This window comes from Streptomyces poriticola, assembly GCF_036689765.1.
Taxonomy (GTDB): Bacteria; Actinomycetota; Actinomycetes; order Streptomycetales; family Streptomycetaceae; genus Streptomyces; species Streptomyces poriticola.
This window is the reverse complement of sequence record NZ_JBAGKH010000029.1, coordinates 45,420-62,875: the sequence shown is the minus strand read 5'-3', so window position 1 is coordinate 62,875 and position 17,456 is coordinate 45,420. Positions and strand designations below refer to the sequence as shown.

Below are 17,456 nucleotides of genomic sequence, written 5' to 3'. Positions count from 1 at the left end.
GGCGATCAGTACGGGGTTGGCCAAGATCGGCCAACCCCGTCGACGTGGGCTGTCGGTGGGACGAAGTAGTCTTGAGCCCATGCCTGAACGCCGTACCGTCGCACTCGTCACCCTTGGCTGCGCCCGTAACGAGGTGGACTCGGAGGAGCTCGCAGGCCGTCTGGAGGCGGACGGCTGGCAGCTCGTGGAGGACGCCGAGGACGCCGACGTCGCCGTGGTGAACACGTGCGGCTTCGTCGAGGCCGCCAAGAAGGACTCCGTCGACGCCCTTCTGGAGGCCAACGACCTCAAGGACCACGGCAGAACCCAGGCCGTGGTGGCGGTCGGCTGCATGGCCGAGCGGTACGGCAAGGAGCTCGCCGAGGCGCTGCCCGAGGCCGACGGCGTCCTCGGCTTCGACGACTACGCCGACATCTCCGGCCGGCTCCAGACCATCCTCAGCGGCGGTATCCACGCCGCGCACACCCCGCGCGACCGGCGCAAGCTGCTGCCGATCAGCCCCGCCGAGCGCCAGGAGTCCGCCGCGACCGTCGCGCTCCCCGGGCACGGTCCGACCGCCCCGGCGGATCTTCCGGAGGGCCTCGCCCCGGCCTCCGGCCCCCGTGCGCCGCTGCGCCGCAGACTGGACGGCTCCCCGGTCGCCTCGGTCAAGCTCGCCTCCGGCTGCGACCGGCGCTGTTCCTTCTGTGCCATCCCCTCCTTCCGCGGTTCCTTCATCTCGCGCCGTCCCAGCGACGTGCTGAACGAGACCCGGTGGCTGGCGGGACAGGGTGTGAAGGAGATCATGCTGGTCTCCGAGAACAACACCTCCTACGGCAAGGACCTCGGCGACATCCGCCTGCTGGAGTCGCTGCTGCCCGAGCTGGCAGAGGTCGACGGCATCGAGCGGGTGCGCGTCAGCTACCTCCAGCCCGCCGAGATGCGCCCGGGCCTCATCGACGTGCTGACCTCCACGCCCAAGGTCGCCCCCTACTTCGACCTGTCCTTCCAGCACTCCGCACCGGACGTGCTGCGCGCGATGCGCCGCTTCGGCGACACCGACCGGTTCCTGGAGCTGCTCGCCACCCTGCGGGCCAAGGCGCCCGAGGCCGGGGTGCGCTCCAACTTCATCGTGGGCTTCCCCGGTGAGTCCGAGGCCGACCTCGCCGAGCTGGAGCGGTTCCTGAACCACGCGCGGCTGGATGCCATCGGCGTCTTCGGCTACTCCGACGAGGAGGGCACGGAGGCGGCCGGCTACGACGGCAAGCTCGACGAGGACCTCGTCGCCGAGCGGCTGGCCCGGGTCTCCCGGCTGGCCGAGGAACTCGTCTCGCAGCGGGCCGAGGAGCGGGTGGGATCCACCGTGCGCGTGCTGGTGGAGTCCGTCGGCGACGAGGAGGGCGTGTACGGCCGCGCGGCGCACCAGGCGCCGGAGACGGACGGCCAGGTGCTGCTCACGAGCGGCGAAGGCCTGAGTGTCGGTCGTATGGTCGACGCGAAGGTGGTCGGTACCGAAGGTGTCGACCTGGTGGCCGAGCCGCTGCGGGACGGGCTCGGGTGGACCGAGGAGGCGAGCAGATGACCGGAGTACCGGCATCCGCAGGAGGCTCCTCCGGCGCCCGCAGGGCCGTTCCGCAGGCGGCGGCCGGGATCGCGGCGCGGCGGGACACCGGCGCCGGCGAGCGCCGCGGTGCGGACGCCGGTCCGACCGCCGGCGGCCCCGCCGGGGCCGAGGCCACGGACGCCGCGGGCGGGGCGAGGCAGCCGCGGGGTGGCAAGATCGCCGCTGCCGCCGTCAACCAGGCGAGCGTCTGGAACGTCGCCAACCTGCTGACGATGCTCCGGCTCCTGCTGGTTCCCGCCTTCGTGGTGCTGATGCTCGGCAACGGCGGGTACGACCCGGCGTGGCGTTCGTTCGCATGGGCCGCCTTCGCCATCGCCATGATCACCGACCTGTTCGACGGGCATCTGGCGCGCACGTACAACCTGGTCACCGACTTCGGGAAGATCGCCGACCCCATCGCCGACAAGGCGATCATGGGGGCGGCGCTGATCTGCCTCTCCGCGCTGGGGGATCTGCCCTGGTGGGTGACGGGAGTCATTCTCGGCCGGGAGCTAGGCATCACCCTGCTCCGTTTCGTCGTCATCAGGTACGGCGTCATCCCGGCCAGCCGGGGCGGCAAGCTCAAGACGCTCACCCAGGGCGTGGCCGTGGGCATGTACGTGCTGGCGCTCACCGGCCCGCTGGCGACCCTCCGCTTCTGGGTGATGGCGTTGGCGGTCGTGCTGACCGTGGTCACCGGGCTGGACTATGTGAAACAGGCCATTGTGCTGCGCAGGCGCGGAATCGCCGAGCGCAGGGCGGCGTTGAAGGGCACGGAGGCGTGAGTTCCCCCGCCGCCGACGTGGTGCGACTACTGACGGTGAAGGGCGGGACGCTGGCGGTCGCGGAGTCGCTGACCGGCGGGCTGGTCGCGGCGGAGATCACCTCCGTACCCGGAGCCTCCAAGGTGTTCCGGGGGTCGGTCACCGCCTACGCCACCGAGCTGAAGCATCGGCTGCTCGGCGTCGACGCCACACTGCTGGCCGCGCGAGGAGCGGTGGATCCGCAGGTCGCCGCCCAGATGGCGGCCGGGGTGCGCAAGGCTCTGGGCGCCGACTGGGGCCTGGCGACGACCGGAGTGGCCGGCCCCGACGCCCAGGACGGGCGGCCCGTGGGGACGGTGTTCGTGGCCGTCGCCGGGCCCGTCGGAGAAGGTTCCGGTTCCGCCTCTGGCGGAAAAGTGGAGGCATTGCGGTTGAACGGCGACCGCGCGGACATTCGTATGGAGAGTGTACGGAGCGTACTCGCACTGCTCCTGAGGGAGCTTGCGGACGAACAGACCGGGAATGAGCGGGCACAGGATACGGAACAGCACGGGGGGTTTTGATGTTTGCAGCCCTGAGTGAACACGACATCGCTCCCCGCACGGCCGCGGCGCAAGGCGGTACGGTGGGGCGTGAAGGATGCGGCTACGCGGTCCGAGGAGGGAGCCACCGATGATTCTGCTCCGTCGCCTGCTGGGTGACGTGCTGCGTCGGCAGCGCCAGCGCCAGGGCCGTACTCTGCGCGAAGTCTCCTCGTCCGCCCGAGTCTCGCTCGGCTATCTCTCCGAGGTGGAGCGGGGGCAGAAGGAGGCTTCCTCCGAGCTGCTCTCCGCGATTTGCGACGCGCTGGACGTACGGATGTCCGAGCTCATGCGAGAAGTGAGCGACGAGCTCGCCCTCGCAGAGCTGGCCCGGTCTGCCGCGGCAACTCCCAGCGAAACCGTGCCCACACCGGTCCGTCCGATGCTGGGCTCCGTCTCCGTGACCGGTGTGCCACCGGAACGGGTGACGATCAAGGCGCCCGCCGAAGCGGTGGACGTCGTCGCGGCCTGAGCCCGGGACTCCGCGCCCATGCGCGGGTGGTCGGCAGGGCGCGAGAAAAGGTGTACACAGGCCCCGGCCGGGGCTTCTCCGGGAGGTCGGAAGATCCGGAGAGGCGCGGTCGGGGTTTTTCCGTACCGGCTTTCCCGTACCGGCTCTTCATGGGCGGCACATGTCCGCGGGCGACGGGGGCGGCTTCGGTGCGTTTGCCGGTCCCGGGTGCTGCGGTCATCGTGGAGGGACTGACGGGGGTGAGCCGACGGAGGTGTGGATGTACGTCGTGAAGAGCCCGCTGTCCGACGCGAACCTGCAGACCGTGTCCGAGGCCCTGCAGGGCGCGCTCGTCGACCTGGTGGACCTGGCCCTCGTGGCGAAACAGATCCACTGGAACGTGGTCGGGCCCCGCTTCCGGTCCGTGCATCTGCAGCTCGACGAGGTGGTGAGCACCGCGCGCACCCACTCCGACACCGTGGCCGAGCGCGCCGCCGCCCTGGGCGTACCACCGGACGGCCGCGCCGCGACGGTCGCCGTCGGCAGCGGGATCGGGGTGACGCCGGAGGGCTGGGTCGACGACGGCGCGGCCGTCGGCACGATCGTGGACGCCCTGGGCGCGGTGATCGCCCGGATGCGGGAGCGGATCGATGCCACGGGCGAGCCCGACCCGGTGACCCAGGACATCTTCATCCAGGTCACCGCGGAGCTCGAGAAGCAGCATTGGATGTTCCAGGCCGAGAACGGCTGAGGCCGGCGCCCGCCGCTCCCCGCTGCCCCTGGGAGCGGAACGGCCGGCCGGCGTCGCACTGGAGGTGGCGGGCCATGGCCGGGCGAATAGTGCGCTGGGGGGCCGTGCTGGGGGCAGGGGCGCTGTGGTGGTGGGCCGCCGTACGGCTGGCGCTGGTGCCCGGCGCGGGAGCGGTGGAGGGGGTGGCCGTCGCCGGTGGCTGGGGGCTGAGTCTGCTGCCGGTGCACTGTGCGCCGCAGGGGCGGGCGCAGGGAGCCCTCGCCGCCGGCCGGTGGCGGCGGGCGTGGCGAGGCGGACGCAGTGGCCGGGGCCGCATCCGGGAGGGCGGGGCGGAAGGCGGCTCGCGAGCGGGTCGGGCAGGTGACCTGTCCCGCTCGGACGGGGCGGGCGGCGGCTCCGTACCGGGGCCGGTGGGCGGGGCTACCACGGCATCGTCACGCCGCCGTTCGGGCGCAGGATCTGACCCGTCATGAAGGCCGAGGCGTCCGAGACCAGGTGCAGGACGGTGTGCGCCACGTCCTCCGGTTCACCGACCCGGCCCAACGGGGACATCCGGGCCATGATCCCTTCGGTGTGTGCCTGCGCCTCGTCGTCGTGGCGGTCGGTCATCGGGGTTCTGATCCAGCCCGGGGCGACCGTGTTGACCCGGATGCCGTACGGGCCGACCTCGGTCGCCAGGGTCCTGGTCAGCTGGACCACCGCCGCCTTGGCGGCGCCGTAGCAGAGCAGCCCGGGACCGCCGGTGTCGACCGCGCCGGAGGCCATGGTCACGATGCTGCCCCCGGTGCCGCGAGCGGTCATCAGCCGGGCCGCCGACCGGCAGGCGTGGAGGACCCCCTTGAAGTCGACGTCCAGGACCCGGTCGAGGTCCTCGTCCCGGGTCCGGAGGACCGGACTGCTGTGCATGATCCCCGCGACGGCCGCCATCGCGTCCAGCCGCTCGCAGGACGCGACGGCGCGGTCGAGGTGTGCTGCGTCGGTGACATCGAGGTGGTGGGTGTGCGCGTTGCCACCGCGCTCTCTGATCCGGGCCGCGGTCCGAGCGAGGCCCGGTGCGTCGAGGTCCGCGCAGTGCACGGTGGCACCGGCCTCGGCGAGCAGGACCGCCGTGGCGCGGCCGATGCCGGAACCGGCGCCGGTGACGAAGGCGGTGCGGCCGGTGAGGTCGTACGCCGTGACGGGCATGCGGGGACCGTACGGCGATATCTGACGGCCCGTCAATCCGTGCTGCGGGAGCGGCTCTGCCCGACGTCATGCGGCGCGGACGTGGGGCGGCGGGCGGGCGCCGGGCCCGGCTGGCAGGCGGGGCACCAGTACGTCGGGCGCTCCCGGGAGCCGTCGCCCTGCTCGGAGACCCGGATCGACGTGCTGCAGCGCAGGCAGGGGCGGGGCGCGCGGCCGTAGACGAACAGCTCCGGGGCACGGCGGCCGGTGGTGTTGCGGACCAGGCGGTCGCGGTTGGCCTCCAGCAGCCGCTTGGCCAGGGCGGGCAGCGCCTCGGCGCGCTCGGCGGACAGGTCGCCGACGGGCAGCCAGGGGGTGACGCCGAGCAGGAAGCAGAGCTCGCTCTTGTACACGTTGCCGATGCCGGCGAGGTTGCGCTGGTCGAGCAGGGCCTCGCCGACGGGGCGGGCAGGATCGGCGAGGAGATTGTCCCGTGCCCGCTCGGGATCCCAGTCGGGGCCCAGCAGGTCCGGGCCCAGATGGCCGACGACGCGCTGCTCGTCGGCGGTGCGGAGCAGTTCGAGCACCGGGAGGCGGTAACCGACGGCGGTGCGGTCGGCGGTGCCCAGGACCACACGGATCTGGTGCGCGGGGCCGCCGGTCCAGCGGCCGTCGGGTGCGAAGACCTTCCAGGAGCCGTCCATCCGCAGATGCGTGTGAAGTGTCAGGCCGCCCTCGATACGAGTGAGCAGATGCTTGCCGCGCGGGGTGATGTCATGGACCGTACGGCCGGTGAGGTCCACGGTGGCGTACTGGGGCACGCGGAAGTCGCTGCGGGTCAGCACCTTGCCCGCCAGGGCGTCGTGCAGCAGCCGCGCGGCCTGCCGGACCGAGTCTCCTTCGGGCATGGGTCCAGGGTGGCACGGCGGGCCCGGGCCGGGGTGAGGTGACCGGGAGCGCGGGCCGACCGGGGCAGGACCGTGCCCCGGCGACGATCGGATCCGGTGCTGTGGCCGCGACGGCCCGGGCCTTGCCCGGGTCAGGCCCGTATCCGCAGCCCGCGAGGCGTGGCGATGAAGCCGGCCGCTTCCAGCAGGGTGCCGAACGGGGAGGTCAGGGCGGCAGCACCGTTGACCCGCTCCACCGTGACCGTACCGAGGGAACCGGCGCGGGCCGCCGCGGCGAGCGCCTCGGTGGCCGCCTGCAGCCGGAGGTCGTCGACGGTACGGCCCTCGGGATCGGCCTGCCAGGCCAGCAGGGTCTTGCCACCGCGCTCCATGTAGAGCGCCAGCTCTCCGTCGACGAGCACCACCAGCGAGCCCGCCTTGCGACCGGGCTTGTGCCCGGCCCCGGTCGGAGGCTCGGGCCAGGCGAGGGCCGCGCCGTAGGCGTTCGCCGGGTCGGCGGCGGCCAGGACGACGGCTCGGGACCCGGGGGCCGGGCGGTGCGCACGGCGGGAGCCCGGGAGGCCGGGCGGGTAGGGGCCGGGGTCGGCCGATGCGCGGTCGTACGGGATGGGCGTGGGCCCGCCGCCGCGGGGTCCGCCGGCGCCCGGTGAGGCGAAGTCGGTGTCGAGGGCGGGGTAGGAGCCGCCGGTGGGCGCGGGGTGGGCCTGGTCGTCGGGCCAGGGGTGGCCGGCCGCCCAGGTGTCCTCGGGACTCCCTTGAGCGTGGGGGGCGCTGCCGTAGGGCCAGGTGTCGGAACCGGGGGCGTCGCCGCGAGGAGGCCAGTGGCCGGGGTCGCCCGGGCCGGTGCCGTGGGGCGTGCCGTCCCCTCCCGGACCGCCGGGGCCGGGATCCGGGGCGGGGAGGGCGTCGCCGCGCTCGCGGGCGTTGGCCACCGCGCGCAGCCGGTCCACCGCGCCGTCCATGGCGAACTGCGCCGCGCCCAGCCCCTCCACCACGTAGCCGCGCCGGGTCTGCCCGCTCTCCTCGAACGCCGACAGCACGCGGTACGTCGCCGAGAAGCCGCCCTCTACACCCTCCGCGGCGACCGCGCCGCGGGTCACCACCCCGTGCCGGTCGAGAAGGACGCGGGCCCGGGCGTGGGCGCGCACCGTGAGGTCGGCCTCCCGGTCGGGCAGCAGCGACCAGCGGCCGGCGACCGTAGGGGGACCGGTGCGGGAGGCGGGCCGGGCACCGGCCGCGAGAGCGCCGTAGCGCCCGCGCGGCACGGCGCGCCTGGCCCGGTGGGCCGTGGAGCCCGCGGTGCGCCCGGAGCCCAGGAACGAACGCAGCGGCGCCAGGGTGTCGTTGGTGAGCCGCCCGGACCAGGCCAGGTCCCACACGGCGTCGGCCAGCTGCGGATCCGTGACCTCCGGATGGGTGGTGGCACGGACCTGGTCGGCGATCTGGCGGAAGAACAGGCCGTACCCTCCGGAGAGCGCGTCCAGCACCGACTGGTGGAGCGCGGTCAGCTCCAGTGGCTGCGGCGTCGGCAGCAGCAGCGGGGCCGCGTCCGCCAGGTAGAGCGAGATCCAGCCGTCCTTGCCGGGGAGCGCACCGGCTCCCGCCCACACCACCTCGCCGGCGGCGGTCAGCTCGTCGAGCATCGTGGCGGTGTAGCCGGTCACCCGGGACGGCAGCACCAGCTTCTCCAGCGCGGAGGCCGGGACCGAGGCGCCCTGGAGCTGCTCCACGGCGCGGACCAGTCCGTCGATGCCGCGCAGGGAGTGGCCCTTGCCGAGGTGCTGCCACTGCGGCAGGAACTGGGCGAGCGCGGTCGGCGGCACCGGCTCCAGCTCGTGCCGCAGCGCGGCCAGGGAGCGGCGGCGCAGCCGGCGCAGCACGCCGGCGTCGCACCACTCCTGGCCGATGCCCGCCGGATGGAACTCCCCCTGCACGATCCGGCCGGCCGCCGACAGCCGCTGCAGCGCGCCCTCGGTCACCGCCACGCCCAGGCCGAAGCGGCCCGCCGCGGTGGCGGAGGTGAACGGGCCGTGCGTACGGGCATAGCGGGCGAGGAGGTCGCCCAAGGGGTCCTTGACCGGTTCGGTGAAGGCTTCGGGCACGCCCACCGGCAGCGCCGTGCCCAGCGCGTCGCGCAGCCGTCCGGCGTCCTCGACCGCGGCCCAGTGCTCGGCGCCCGCGATCCTGACCCGGATCGCCCGGCGGGCGCCGGCCAGCTCCCGGACCCACTGCGGCCGGGCACCGCGCTCGGACAGCTCGGCGTCCGTGAGCGGGCCGAGCAGCCGCAGTACGTCCGCGACGCCCTCGACGTCCTTGACCCGGCGGTCCTCGGCCAGCCACTGCAGCTCGCGCTCCAGCCCGGTCAGCACCTCCGCGTCGAGCAGCTCGCGCAGCTCCGCCTGCCCGAGCAGCTCGGCAAGCAGCCGGGAGTCCAGGGAGAGGGCGGCGGCGCGGCGCTCGGCGAGCGGAGAGTCACCCTCGTAGAGGAACTGGGCGACGTAACCGAACAGCAGGGACCGGGCGAACGGGGACGGCTCCGGCGTGGTCACCTCGACCAGGCGCACCCGGCGGGCCTCCAGATCGCCCATCAGCTCGACCAGTCCCGGCACGTCGAAGACGTCCTGGAGGCACTCGCGGACCGCCTCGAGAACGATCGGGAACGAGCCGTACTCGCTCGCCACCTCCAGCAGCTGCGCGGCCCGCTGCCGCTGCTGCCACAGCGGGGTGCGCCGGCCGGGGTTGCGGCGCGGCAGCAGCAGAGCCCGGGCGGCGCACTCGCGGAAGCGGGAGGCGAACAGGGCCGATCCGCCCACCTGGTCGGTGACGACCTGGTCGACCTCCCCCTTGTCGAAGACGACGTCGGCCGCGCCGACCGGGGCCTGGTCCGCGTCGTACTCCGTGCCCGTCCTCGCCGGTGCCTGGTCGAGGAGGTCCAGGCCCATCAGGTCGGCGTCGGGCAGCCGCAGCACTATGCCGTCGTCGGCGTGCATCACCTGGGCGTCCATGCCGTACCGCTCGGACAGGCGGGCGCCGAGGGCGAGGGCCCAGGGGGCGTGCACCTGGGCGCCGAACGGGGAGTGCACCACGACCCGCCAGTCGCCCAGCTCGTCCCGGAAGCGCTCCACGACGATGGTGCGGTCGTCGGGGATGTGGCCGCAGGCCTCGCGCTGCTCGTCGAGGTATCCCAGGACGTTGTCCGCGGCCCGGGCGTCCAGCCCGGCGGCGAGCAGGCGGAGCCGGGCGTCGTCCTTCGGCAGGGCGCCGACCTCGCGCAGGAACGTGCCCAGGGCTCGCCCCAGCTCCAGGGGGCGGCCGAGCTGGTCGCCCTTCCAGAACGGCAGCCTGCCCGGCACGCCCGGCGCGGGGGAGACCAGGACCCGGTCGCGGGTGATGTCCTCGATCCGCCAGGAACTGGTGCCGAGCGTGAACACGTCCCCGACCCGGGACTCGTACACCATCTCCTCGTCCAGCTCGCCGACCCGGCCGCCGCCCTTCTTCGGGTCGGCGCCGGCGAGGAAGACGCCGAACAGTCCGCGGTCGGGGATGGTGCCGCCGGAGGTGACCGCGAGCCGCTGGGCGCCGGGCCTGCCGGTGACCGTGCCGGCGATGCGGTCCCACACCACGCGCGGGCGCAGCTCGGCGAAGGCGTCGGACGGATAGCGGCCCGCGAGCATGTCCAGGACCGCGGTGAACGCCGACTCCGGGAGGGAGGCGAAGGGCGCCGCCCGCCGTACCGCGGCGAGCAGGTCGTCGACCTGCCAGGTGTCCAGGGCCGTCATCGCGACGAGCTGCTGGGCCAGGACGTCGAGCGGGTTGGCCGGGACCCGCAGGGACTCGATGGCGCCGGTGCGCATCCGCTCGGTGACCACGGCCGCCTGGACCAGATCGCCCCGGTACTTCGGGAAGACCACGCCGGTGGAGACCGCGCCGACCTGGTGGCCGGCCCGGCCGACGCGCTGGAGGCCGGAGGCGACCGAGGGCGGGGACTCCACCTGGACCACGAGGTCGACCGCGCCCATGTCGATGCCCAGCTCCAGACTGGAGGTGGCGACCACTGCGGGCAGTCGGCCCGCCTTGAGGTCCTCCTCGACCAGGGCCCGCTGCTCCTTGGAGACGGAGCCGTGGTGGGCACGGGCGATGACGGCGGGGGCGCCCTGCGCTGCTCCGCTGCTGCCCATGAGCTCGGCCGGGGAGTGGTGCTCGTCCAGGGGCTCTCCGGTGGCGCGTTCGTACGCGATCTCGTTGAGCCGGTTGCACAGGCGCTCGGCGAGGCGGCGGGAGTTGGCGAAGACGATCGTGGAGCGGTGGGCCTGGACGAGGTCGGTGATCCGCTCCTCGACGTGCGGCCAGATCGAGGGACGGTCCGCGCCGTCGTTGCCGTCCGCGACCGGGGAGCCGCCCAGCTCCCCCAGATCCTCGACGGGGACCACCACGGACAGGTCGAACTCCTTGCCCGAGGCCGGCTGGACGATCTCCACCTTGCGGCGCGGGGAGAGGAAGCGGGCGACCTCGTCGACCGGGCGCACCGTCGCGGAGAGGCCGATCCGGCGGGCGGGCCGGGGGAGCAGCTCGTCGAGCCGCTCCAGGGTGAGCGCGAGGTGGGCGCCGCGCTTGGTGCCGGCGACCGCGTGCACCTCGTCGAGGATCACCGTCTCCACGCCGGTCAGCGCGTCGCGCGTGGCCGACGTGAGCATGAGGAACAGGGACTCCGGCGTGGTGATCAGGATGTCCGGGGGGCGGGTGGACAGCGCGCGGCGCTCGGCCGCCGGGGTGTCGCCGGAGCGAATGCCGACCTTGACCTCCGGCTCGGGCAGGCCCAGGCGGACGGATTCCTGACGGATGCCGGTCAGCGGGCTGCGGAGATTGCGCTCGACGTCGACGGCGAGAGCCTTGAGCGGCGAGACGTAGAGCACCCGGCAGCGCTTCCTGGGGTCTGCGGGCGGCGGAGTGGAGGTCAGCTGGTCCAGCGCGGCGAGGAAGGCGGCCAGGGTCTTGCCGGAACCGGTGGGGGCGACGACCAGCACGTCCGAGCCCTCGGCGATGGCGTGCCAGGCGCCTGCCTGCGCGGCGGTGGGCGCGGGGAAGGCACCGGCGAACCAGCCGCGGGTCGCGGGGGAGAAGCCGTCCAGGGCTCGGTGTGCGGAGCTGACCATGGATCCATCGTGCACCCGGGCACTGACAATCGAGGGCGGCGCGGGGCCCTGGAGACCCCGGGCTCGGGGACGCCACCGGTTCGTGTGTCCCGGGCCGTCACGGAGAATGGAGGCATGGGAAGCGGGGAACGGGCACGGCACTGGCAGTACGCGGAGCTGCCCGGTGTCGATCTGCTGCGTGCCCGGTACATACGCAAGACGTTCGTGCGGCACACGCACGAGCACTTCGTCATCGCCGCCATCGCGGACGGGGTGGAGGTCTTCCACCACGGCGGCGGTGACCAGTACGCGGGGGCCGGGGCGCTGGCGCTGGTTAACCCGGACACCCCGCACACCGGGCGCGCGGGGGTGCCGGAGGGCTGGCGGTACGGCGCCGTCTATCCGTCGCCCGAGGTGGTGGCGGGCATCGCCGCCGAGACCACCGCGCTGCGGGGGACGCCCGGGTTCGTCCGGCCGGTGCTCGACGACCCGTACACCGTCGAGCTGGTGCACCGGGTGCTGCGGGCCGCCGACGAGGGCAACGCGCTTGCGGCGGACACGCTGCTGCGGGTCGCCGTGACGAGACTGCTCCGGTTGAACGGGGGAACGCTGCCGCGGCGGCAGGTGCGGACGGCGGGGGCGCGGATCGCGGCCCGCGCGCGGGCCCTGCTGGAGGAGCGGATGGCCGAGCCGCCGAGCCTGGAGCGGCTGGCCGCTGATCTCGGGACCGGCCCGTTCGCCCTGCTGCGGGCGTTCCGGGAGGCCTACGGGATGCCGCCGCACACCTGGCTGACCGACGCGCGGGTGCGCCGAGTGCGCGGGCTGCTCGACGCGGGGGTCACGCCGGCGGAGGCCGCCCTGACGGTGGGGTTCACGGACCAGCCGCATCTGAACCGGCACTTCACCCGGATCGTGGGCGTTCCTCCCGGGGCCTACCAGCGGGAACGCAACGACATGCCGAGCGGCGGCGCAAGAACGTACAAGACGCGCGGCTGACGCCGGCCGTAGCGTCGCGCACGTGGCAGAACAGACAGCAGTTCCCGTGGACGCGGGTGCAGGACGTGAGGGAGGCAGGCCGGACGCCGCCGTCGTGCGGGACGCCCTGGGGGTGGGCGTCGCCGTGGGGCTGTCCGGGTTCGCCTTCGGGGTGACGTCCGCGGGCAGCGGACTCACGCTGCTGCAGACATGCGCGCTCAGCCTTCTGGTGTTCACCGGGGCGTCCCAGTTCGCGCTCGTGGGGGCACTCGCCGCCGGCGGGAACCCGCTCACGGCCGCCGCCGGAGCTTTCTTCCTCGGCGTGCGCAACGCCTTCTACGGGCTGCGGCTGTCGCAGCTGCTCGCGCTCCCGCGCGCGGTACGGCCGTTCGCCGCGCAATGGGTGATCGACGAGACGACGGCCGTGGCGCTGGCGCAGCCGACCCGGCGCAGTGCCCGGATCGGGTTCGCCGTCACCGGGATCACCCTGTACGTGCTCTGGAATCTGACCACGCTGCTCGGCGCGCTGGGCGCCGAGGCCATCGGGGACACCGACGCCTGGGGGCTCGACGCGGCCGGGCCCGCCGTCTTCCTCGCACTGCTCGCACCGATGCTGAGCAGCACCGTCGAGCGGGCGGTCGCCGGTCTCGCCGTGCTGCTGGGGCTCGGCCTCCTGCCCGTGCTTCCGGCCGGGATTCCGGTGCTGGTGGCCGCGCTCGCCGCTCCGGTCGTGCTGTGGGCCCGGGGCCGCCGGGTTGGGGAGGAGGAGCGGTGAACATCTGGATCGCGATCGGTGTGACCGTGCTCGGCTGCTACGCCGTCAAGCTGGCCGGGCTGCTCGTCCCCGCGGGCGCCCTGGAGAAGCCGCTGGTCAAGCGGCTGGCGGCGTTGCTGCCGGTGGCGCTGCTGGCGGCGCTCACGGCCCAGCAGACCTTCGCCGACGGGCAGGCGCTGGTACTCGACGCGCGGGCCGCCGGGCTGGCGGCCGCGGCCGTGGCCCTGGTGCTGCGCGCCCCGTTCCTGCTCGTCGTCGCGGCGGCCGTCCTGGTGACCGCGGGGGTGCGGGCCCTGGGCGGGTGAGCCACCTTGCACGCGGCCGGCGGTCTCAGGACGGCGGTCGGCCGTACGCGCTGAGGGTGCGCAGCGCGTCGAGGGTCACCATGGAGCGCGCCTCGAGGGCGGGTGCCGGGGCCCAGTGGCGCCACCGCACGGGCCAGCCGCCGTCCTGCTGCTGCTCGGCGGCCAGGTGGTCCAGGGAACGGGCCATCTCGTCGTCGGTGAACCACGCGCGCGCGAGGGAGTGCGGTGCGGGCGCGAAGTCGTACGGGAAGTGGTGCTCGCCGGGGGCGTAGCCGGGCGCGACCGGGTAGGCGGCGCGGTCGTCCGGGTCCAGCACCGCCAGGCGCTGCTCGCGCACCAGGAGGCCCAGCCGGCCGGCCGCCGCCTGCGCGCGCGTGCGGTCGGGTACGGAATCCAGGAAGGCCACCGCGGCCTCGATCTCGTACGGGTGCGAGATCTGCAGCGACTCGACCGCCTGCCAGCAGAAGTCGGTGGCCCGGAAGAGCCAGGCGTGCCACACGTCGTTGCGGTGCAGCAGGCCGGCCACCGGGCCGGTGGTCAGCAGCGCGCCGGGCGGGTCGTCGACGACCGGGACGAAGGGCGCCGCCGGGTAGCCGCGCTGCGCTGGGTGGACCGCGGGCAGGGCACCCTCCGGGGTGGAGACGGCCGTCAGATACCGGCACATGCGTTCCACGCGCTGCCCGCCGCAGCGGTCCACGGCGTCCAGGACCTGCAGGGCGTGCGCGGTGTGCAGCGGCTGGCTGACCGGGCCGCGCAGGTCGGGCTCGAGGGCGTGACCGTACCCGCCGTCGCCGTTGCGGTAGGCGTCCAGTGCGGTCACCACCGGGTCGGCGCCGCCGTCCCGGAAGTGGTGGGCGAACAGACGTTGCTCCAGCACGCGCGCGGTGAGCCAGACGAACCGTTCGGCCCGCGCGAGCAGGGAGTGCGCCGGGGGCGTCGAGGGGGACGGGGCAGCTCCGGTATCGGCCATGCGTCAGACCGTAGGGCGGAAAGCGGTCCCGCCAGGTGGTCCCGGCCGAGGCACACCCCGGGGGCGGGATACTGGGGTCATGCGGTTGACGGTCTTCTGGCAGCGGATGGCGGACCACTTCGGTCCGGGCTACGCCGACACCTTCGCGCGCGACCATGTGATGTCGCAGCTCGGCGGGCGGACGGTGCACGAGGCCCTGGACGCGGGGTGGGACACCAAGGATGTGTGGCGCGTGGTGTGCTCGGTCATGAACGTGCCACAGGAAAAGCGCTGATGAGCCGCGGAGACCTCGGGACGGCGTCCGGCTGTCGGCGGCGTGGGCGACACTGGGTCCGTGGCATCCACTGAGGAGACCGGGCAGGCAGCCCCGCAGACATCCCCGTCCGACCCGACGCCGCCCGCCCGGCCCCCGGCCGCGGGCACCGCCGGGCCGAACAGGCGCATGCCGCGCTGGCTGCCGCGCGCCATGGTGCTCGCCCTCACGCTCTACGCAGTGTTCCAGCTGGGCAGCTGGGCCTTCCACCAGCTCACCGGTCTGCTGATCAACATCCTCATCGCGTTCTTCCTGGCGCTGGCGATCGAGCCCGCGGTCAGCTGGATGGCCGGGCGCGGCATGCGCCGGGGGCTGGCCACCTTCCTCGTCTTCCTCGCGGTGGTGATCGCCGCGGCCGGGTTCGTCACCTTGCTCGGGTCCATGCTCGCGGGCCAGATCGTCAAGATGGTCGAGGACTTCCCGCAGTACCTCGACTCCGTGATCAACTGGATCAACGCCCACTTCCGCACCGAGCTGAGACGGGTGGACATCCAGGAGGGCCTGCTCCGCTCCGACTGGCTGCGCGACTACGTGCAGAACAGCGCGACCGGCGTCCTGGACGTGTCCGCCCAGGTTCTCGGGGGGCTCTTCCAGCTGCTGACGGTCATGCTGTTCTCGTTCTACTTCGCCGCGGACGGCCCCCGGCTGCGGCGCGGGCTGTGTTCGGTACTGCCGCCCGCCCGGCAGGCCGAGGTGCTGCGCGCGTGGGAGATCGCCGTGAACAAGACCGGCGGGTATCTGTACTCGCGCGGTCTGATGGCGCTGGTCTCCGGCATCGCGCACTACGTCCTGCTGGAGATCCTCGGGGTGCCCTACGCCCCGGCGCTCGCCGTCTGGGTGGGTCTGGTGTCGCAGTTCATCCCGACCATCGGCACCTATCTCGCAGGCGCGCTGCCCATGCTGATCGCCTTCACCGTCGACCCCTGGTACGCGCTGTGGGTGCTGGGTTTCGTGGTGGTCTACCAGCAGTTCGAGAACTACGTGCTACAGCCCAAGCTGACGGCCAGGACCGTGGACATCCACCCCGCGGTCGCGTTCGGCTCGGTGGTCGCCGGCACCGCCCTCCTGGGCGCCGTCGGCGCGCTGATCGCCATTCCCGCGGTGGCCACGCTGCAGGCGTTCCTGGGGGCGTATGTCAGGCGGTACGACGTCACCGACGACCCGCGGGTCCACGGGCACCGGGAACGGGGACGGGCCCGCAGCCCGCTCGCGCGCGTGAGAGGACTGTGGGACCAGCGGACCGAGACGGCCCGGACCGCGACGGGGAGCCCGGCGGACGCCGAATCTCCCGCGGTCGCCGAACCGTCCGCAGGCTCTGCGCCGGCCCGTTCCTGACCCGAGCCGACCCGAGGCCGGTTCGAGCCGGTTCGAGCCGGTTCGAGGCAGGTCCATGTGCTCCCGAGGGCCCGTCCGCGGCGGTGACGGCCGCCCAGGACGGGCCCGGCGTACGCTCGGAAGTGCCGTGCGGTGCGCTTGACACGAAAATCGAACATCCATTCTCATGGAGGCTCCGGCGACGCTCGAGAAGGGTGATTCGGCAGAGTTTCGACAGAGATGTGCCCGAGTTGTCCACAGGCCGGACCCGCGTCGGGGCGCATTGTCAGTGGCAGGCGTTAGCGTCTTTGACGTGAAGCGATCGACTCAAGCAAACCGGGTGGAACCCATGGCAGGAACCGACCGCGAGAAGGCCCTGGACGCCGCACTCGCACAGATTGAACGGCAGTTCGGCAAGGGCGCGGTCATGCGCATGGGCGAGCGGTCGAAGGAGCCCATCGAGGTCATCTCGACCGGTTCGACCGCGCTCGACGTGGCCCTCGGCGTCGGTGGCCTCCCGCGCGGCCGTGTCGTGGAGATCTACGGCCCCGAGTCCTCGGGTAAGACGACCCTGACCCTGCACGCGGTGGCGAACGCGCAGAAGGCCGGTGGCCAGGTCGCGTTCGTCGACGCCGAGCACGCTCTCGACCCCGAGTACGCGAAGAAGCTCGGTGTCGACGTCGACAACCTGATCCTGTCCCAGCCGGACAACGGCGAGCAGGCCCTGGAGATCACGGACATGCTGGTCCGCTCCGGCGCCCTCGACCTCATCGTCATCGACTCCGTCGCCGCGCTCGTGCCGCGCGCGGAGATCGAGGGCGAGATGGGCGACAGCCACGTCGGCCTGCAGGCCCGGCTGATGAGCCAGGCCCTGCGGAAGATCACCAGCGCGCTCAACCAGTCCAAGACCACCGCGATCTTCATCAACCAGCTCCGCGAGAAGATCGGCGTGATGTTCGGCTCCCCGGAGACCACGACCGGTGGTCGAGCGCTGAAGTTCTACGCCTCCGTGCGCATCGACATCCGCCGCATCGAGACGCTGAAGGACGGCACGGAGGCGGTCGGCAACCGCACCCGGTGCAAGGTCGTGAAGAACAAGGTCGCGCCGCCCTTCAAGCAGGCCGAGTTCGACATCCTCTACGGCCAGGGCATCAGCCGCGAGGGCGGCCTGATCGACATGGGCGTGGAGCACGGCTTCGTCCGCAAGGCCGGCGCCTGGTACACGTACGAGGGCGACCAGCTCGGCCAGGGCAAGGAGAACGCCCGCAACTTCCTGAAGGACAACCCCGACCTCGCCAACGAGATCGAGAAGAAGATCAAGGAGAAGCTGGGCGTCGGTGTGCGCCCCGAGGAGTCGGGCACGCCGGGCGCGGACGCCTCGGCATCCGGCCCCGCGGCCGAGACCGCGACGGTGCCCGCCCCCGCACCGGCCAAGGCCACCAAGTCCAAGGCCGCCGCAGCCAAGAGCTGA

15 protein-coding genes are annotated in these 17,456 nt (G+C 73.4%); 11 read left to right on the top strand and 4 right to left on the bottom strand.

The window, feature by feature from the left end; translation table 11 throughout:
- The first annotated feature begins 79 nt into the window (after nucleotides 1–79).
- The 5 genes from rimO (at nucleotide 80) to V5O46_RS26440 (ending at nucleotide 4,129) form a co-directional block, all read left to right on the top strand.
- Nucleotides 80–1,561 carry a 30S ribosomal protein S12 methylthiotransferase RimO gene (rimO, locus tag V5O46_RS26460; RefSeq protein WP_332887220.1) on the top strand — a complete coding sequence of 494 codons (1,482 nt, stop codon included), beginning with the start codon at nucleotides 80–82 and terminating at the stop codon, nucleotides 1,559–1,561.
- Nucleotides 1,558–2,367: a CDP-diacylglycerol--glycerol-3-phosphate 3-phosphatidyltransferase gene (gene pgsA / locus V5O46_RS26455; protein WP_332887219.1), complete on the top strand. Its 810-nt coding sequence runs from the start codon at nucleotides 1,558–1,560 to the stop codon at nucleotides 2,365–2,367. The genes rimO and pgsA overlap by 4 nt, the downstream gene beginning before the upstream one ends.
- Nucleotides 2,364–2,909, top strand: a complete 546-nt coding sequence (locus tag V5O46_RS26450) for a CinA family protein (RefSeq protein ID WP_332887218.1) — start codon at nucleotides 2,364–2,366, stop codon at nucleotides 2,907–2,909. The genes pgsA and V5O46_RS26450 overlap by 4 nt, the downstream gene beginning before the upstream one ends.
- 109 nt (nucleotides 2,910–3,018) lie before the next feature.
- Nucleotides 3,019–3,399 carry a helix-turn-helix domain-containing protein gene (locus V5O46_RS26445; RefSeq protein ID WP_332887217.1) on the top strand — a complete coding sequence of 127 codons (381 nt, stop codon included), beginning with the start codon at nucleotides 3,019–3,021 and terminating at the stop codon, nucleotides 3,397–3,399.
- A 259-nt stretch (nucleotides 3,400–3,658) separates the two neighbouring features.
- Entirely contained in the window at nucleotides 3,659–4,129 is a 471-nt protein-coding gene (locus tag V5O46_RS26440; protein ID WP_332887216.1) for a Dps family protein, read from the top strand.
- Nucleotides 4,130–4,549: 420 nt separating this feature from the next.
- Here the strand turns inward: V5O46_RS26440 and V5O46_RS26430 are convergent, their stop codons facing one another.
- The 3 genes from V5O46_RS26430 to V5O46_RS26420 form a co-directional block, all read right to left on the bottom strand.
- Nucleotides 4,550–5,314, bottom strand: a complete 765-nt coding sequence (locus V5O46_RS26430) for an SDR family NAD(P)-dependent oxidoreductase (RefSeq protein WP_332887214.1) — start codon at nucleotides 5,312–5,314, stop codon at nucleotides 4,550–4,552.
- A gap of 32 nt (nucleotides 5,315–5,346) precedes the next feature.
- Nucleotides 5,347–6,201 carry an Fpg/Nei family DNA glycosylase gene (locus tag V5O46_RS26425; protein ID WP_332887213.1) on the bottom strand — a complete coding sequence of 285 codons (855 nt, stop codon included), beginning with the start codon at nucleotides 6,199–6,201 and terminating at the stop codon, nucleotides 5,347–5,349.
- A 131-nt stretch (nucleotides 6,202–6,332) separates the two neighbouring features.
- Nucleotides 6,333–11,354, bottom strand: coding sequence for an ATP-dependent helicase (locus V5O46_RS26420; RefSeq protein WP_332887212.1), 5,022 nt, complete (start codon nucleotides 11,352–11,354; stop codon nucleotides 6,333–6,335).
- Between the two features lie 114 nt (nucleotides 11,355–11,468).
- Between V5O46_RS26420 and V5O46_RS26415 the strand changes: the two genes are divergently transcribed.
- Genes V5O46_RS26415 through V5O46_RS26405 form a run of 3 tightly spaced genes read left to right on the top strand, consistent with a single transcriptional unit; the run spans nucleotide 11,469 to nucleotide 13,388 of the window.
- Nucleotides 11,469–12,329: an AraC family transcriptional regulator gene (locus tag V5O46_RS26415; RefSeq protein WP_332887211.1), complete on the top strand. Its 861-nt coding sequence runs from the start codon at nucleotides 11,469–11,471 to the stop codon at nucleotides 12,327–12,329.
- A 22-nt stretch (nucleotides 12,330–12,351) separates the two neighbouring features.
- Nucleotides 12,352–13,083 carry an AzlC family ABC transporter permease gene (locus tag V5O46_RS26410; protein WP_332887210.1) on the top strand — a complete coding sequence of 244 codons (732 nt, stop codon included), beginning with the start codon at nucleotides 12,352–12,354 and terminating at the stop codon, nucleotides 13,081–13,083.
- Nucleotides 13,080–13,388 carry an AzlD domain-containing protein gene (locus tag V5O46_RS26405; RefSeq protein ID WP_332887209.1) on the top strand — a complete coding sequence of 103 codons (309 nt, stop codon included), beginning with the start codon at nucleotides 13,080–13,082 and terminating at the stop codon, nucleotides 13,386–13,388. The genes V5O46_RS26410 and V5O46_RS26405 overlap by 4 nt, the downstream gene beginning before the upstream one ends.
- Before the next feature lie 25 nt (nucleotides 13,389–13,413).
- Here V5O46_RS26405 and V5O46_RS26400 read toward each other — a convergent pair whose 3' ends face one another.
- Nucleotides 13,414–14,358 (bottom strand): hypothetical protein, encoded by a 945-nt coding sequence (locus V5O46_RS26400; RefSeq protein ID WP_332887208.1) that lies wholly within the window; start codon nucleotides 14,356–14,358, stop codon nucleotides 13,414–13,416.
- A gap of 79 nt (nucleotides 14,359–14,437) precedes the next feature.
- On the opposite strand from V5O46_RS26400, the gene V5O46_RS26395 reads away from it, so the two are divergent.
- The 3 genes from V5O46_RS26395 to recA all read left to right on the top strand — a co-directional run bounded on the left by V5O46_RS26395 (nucleotide 14,438) and on the right by recA (nucleotide 17,456).
- Complete coding sequence (locus V5O46_RS26395) at nucleotides 14,438–14,632, top strand: DUF3046 domain-containing protein (RefSeq protein WP_332887207.1); 195 nt, start codon at nucleotides 14,438–14,440, stop codon at nucleotides 14,630–14,632.
- A 60-nt stretch (nucleotides 14,633–14,692) separates the two neighbouring features.
- Nucleotides 14,693–16,006, top strand: coding sequence for an AI-2E family transporter (locus tag V5O46_RS26390; RefSeq protein WP_332887206.1), 1,314 nt, complete (start codon nucleotides 14,693–14,695; stop codon nucleotides 16,004–16,006).
- A gap of 328 nt (nucleotides 16,007–16,334) precedes the next feature.
- Complete coding sequence (recA, locus tag V5O46_RS26385) at nucleotides 16,335–17,456, top strand: recombinase RecA (RefSeq protein WP_332887205.1); 1,122 nt, start codon at nucleotides 16,335–16,337, stop codon at nucleotides 17,454–17,456.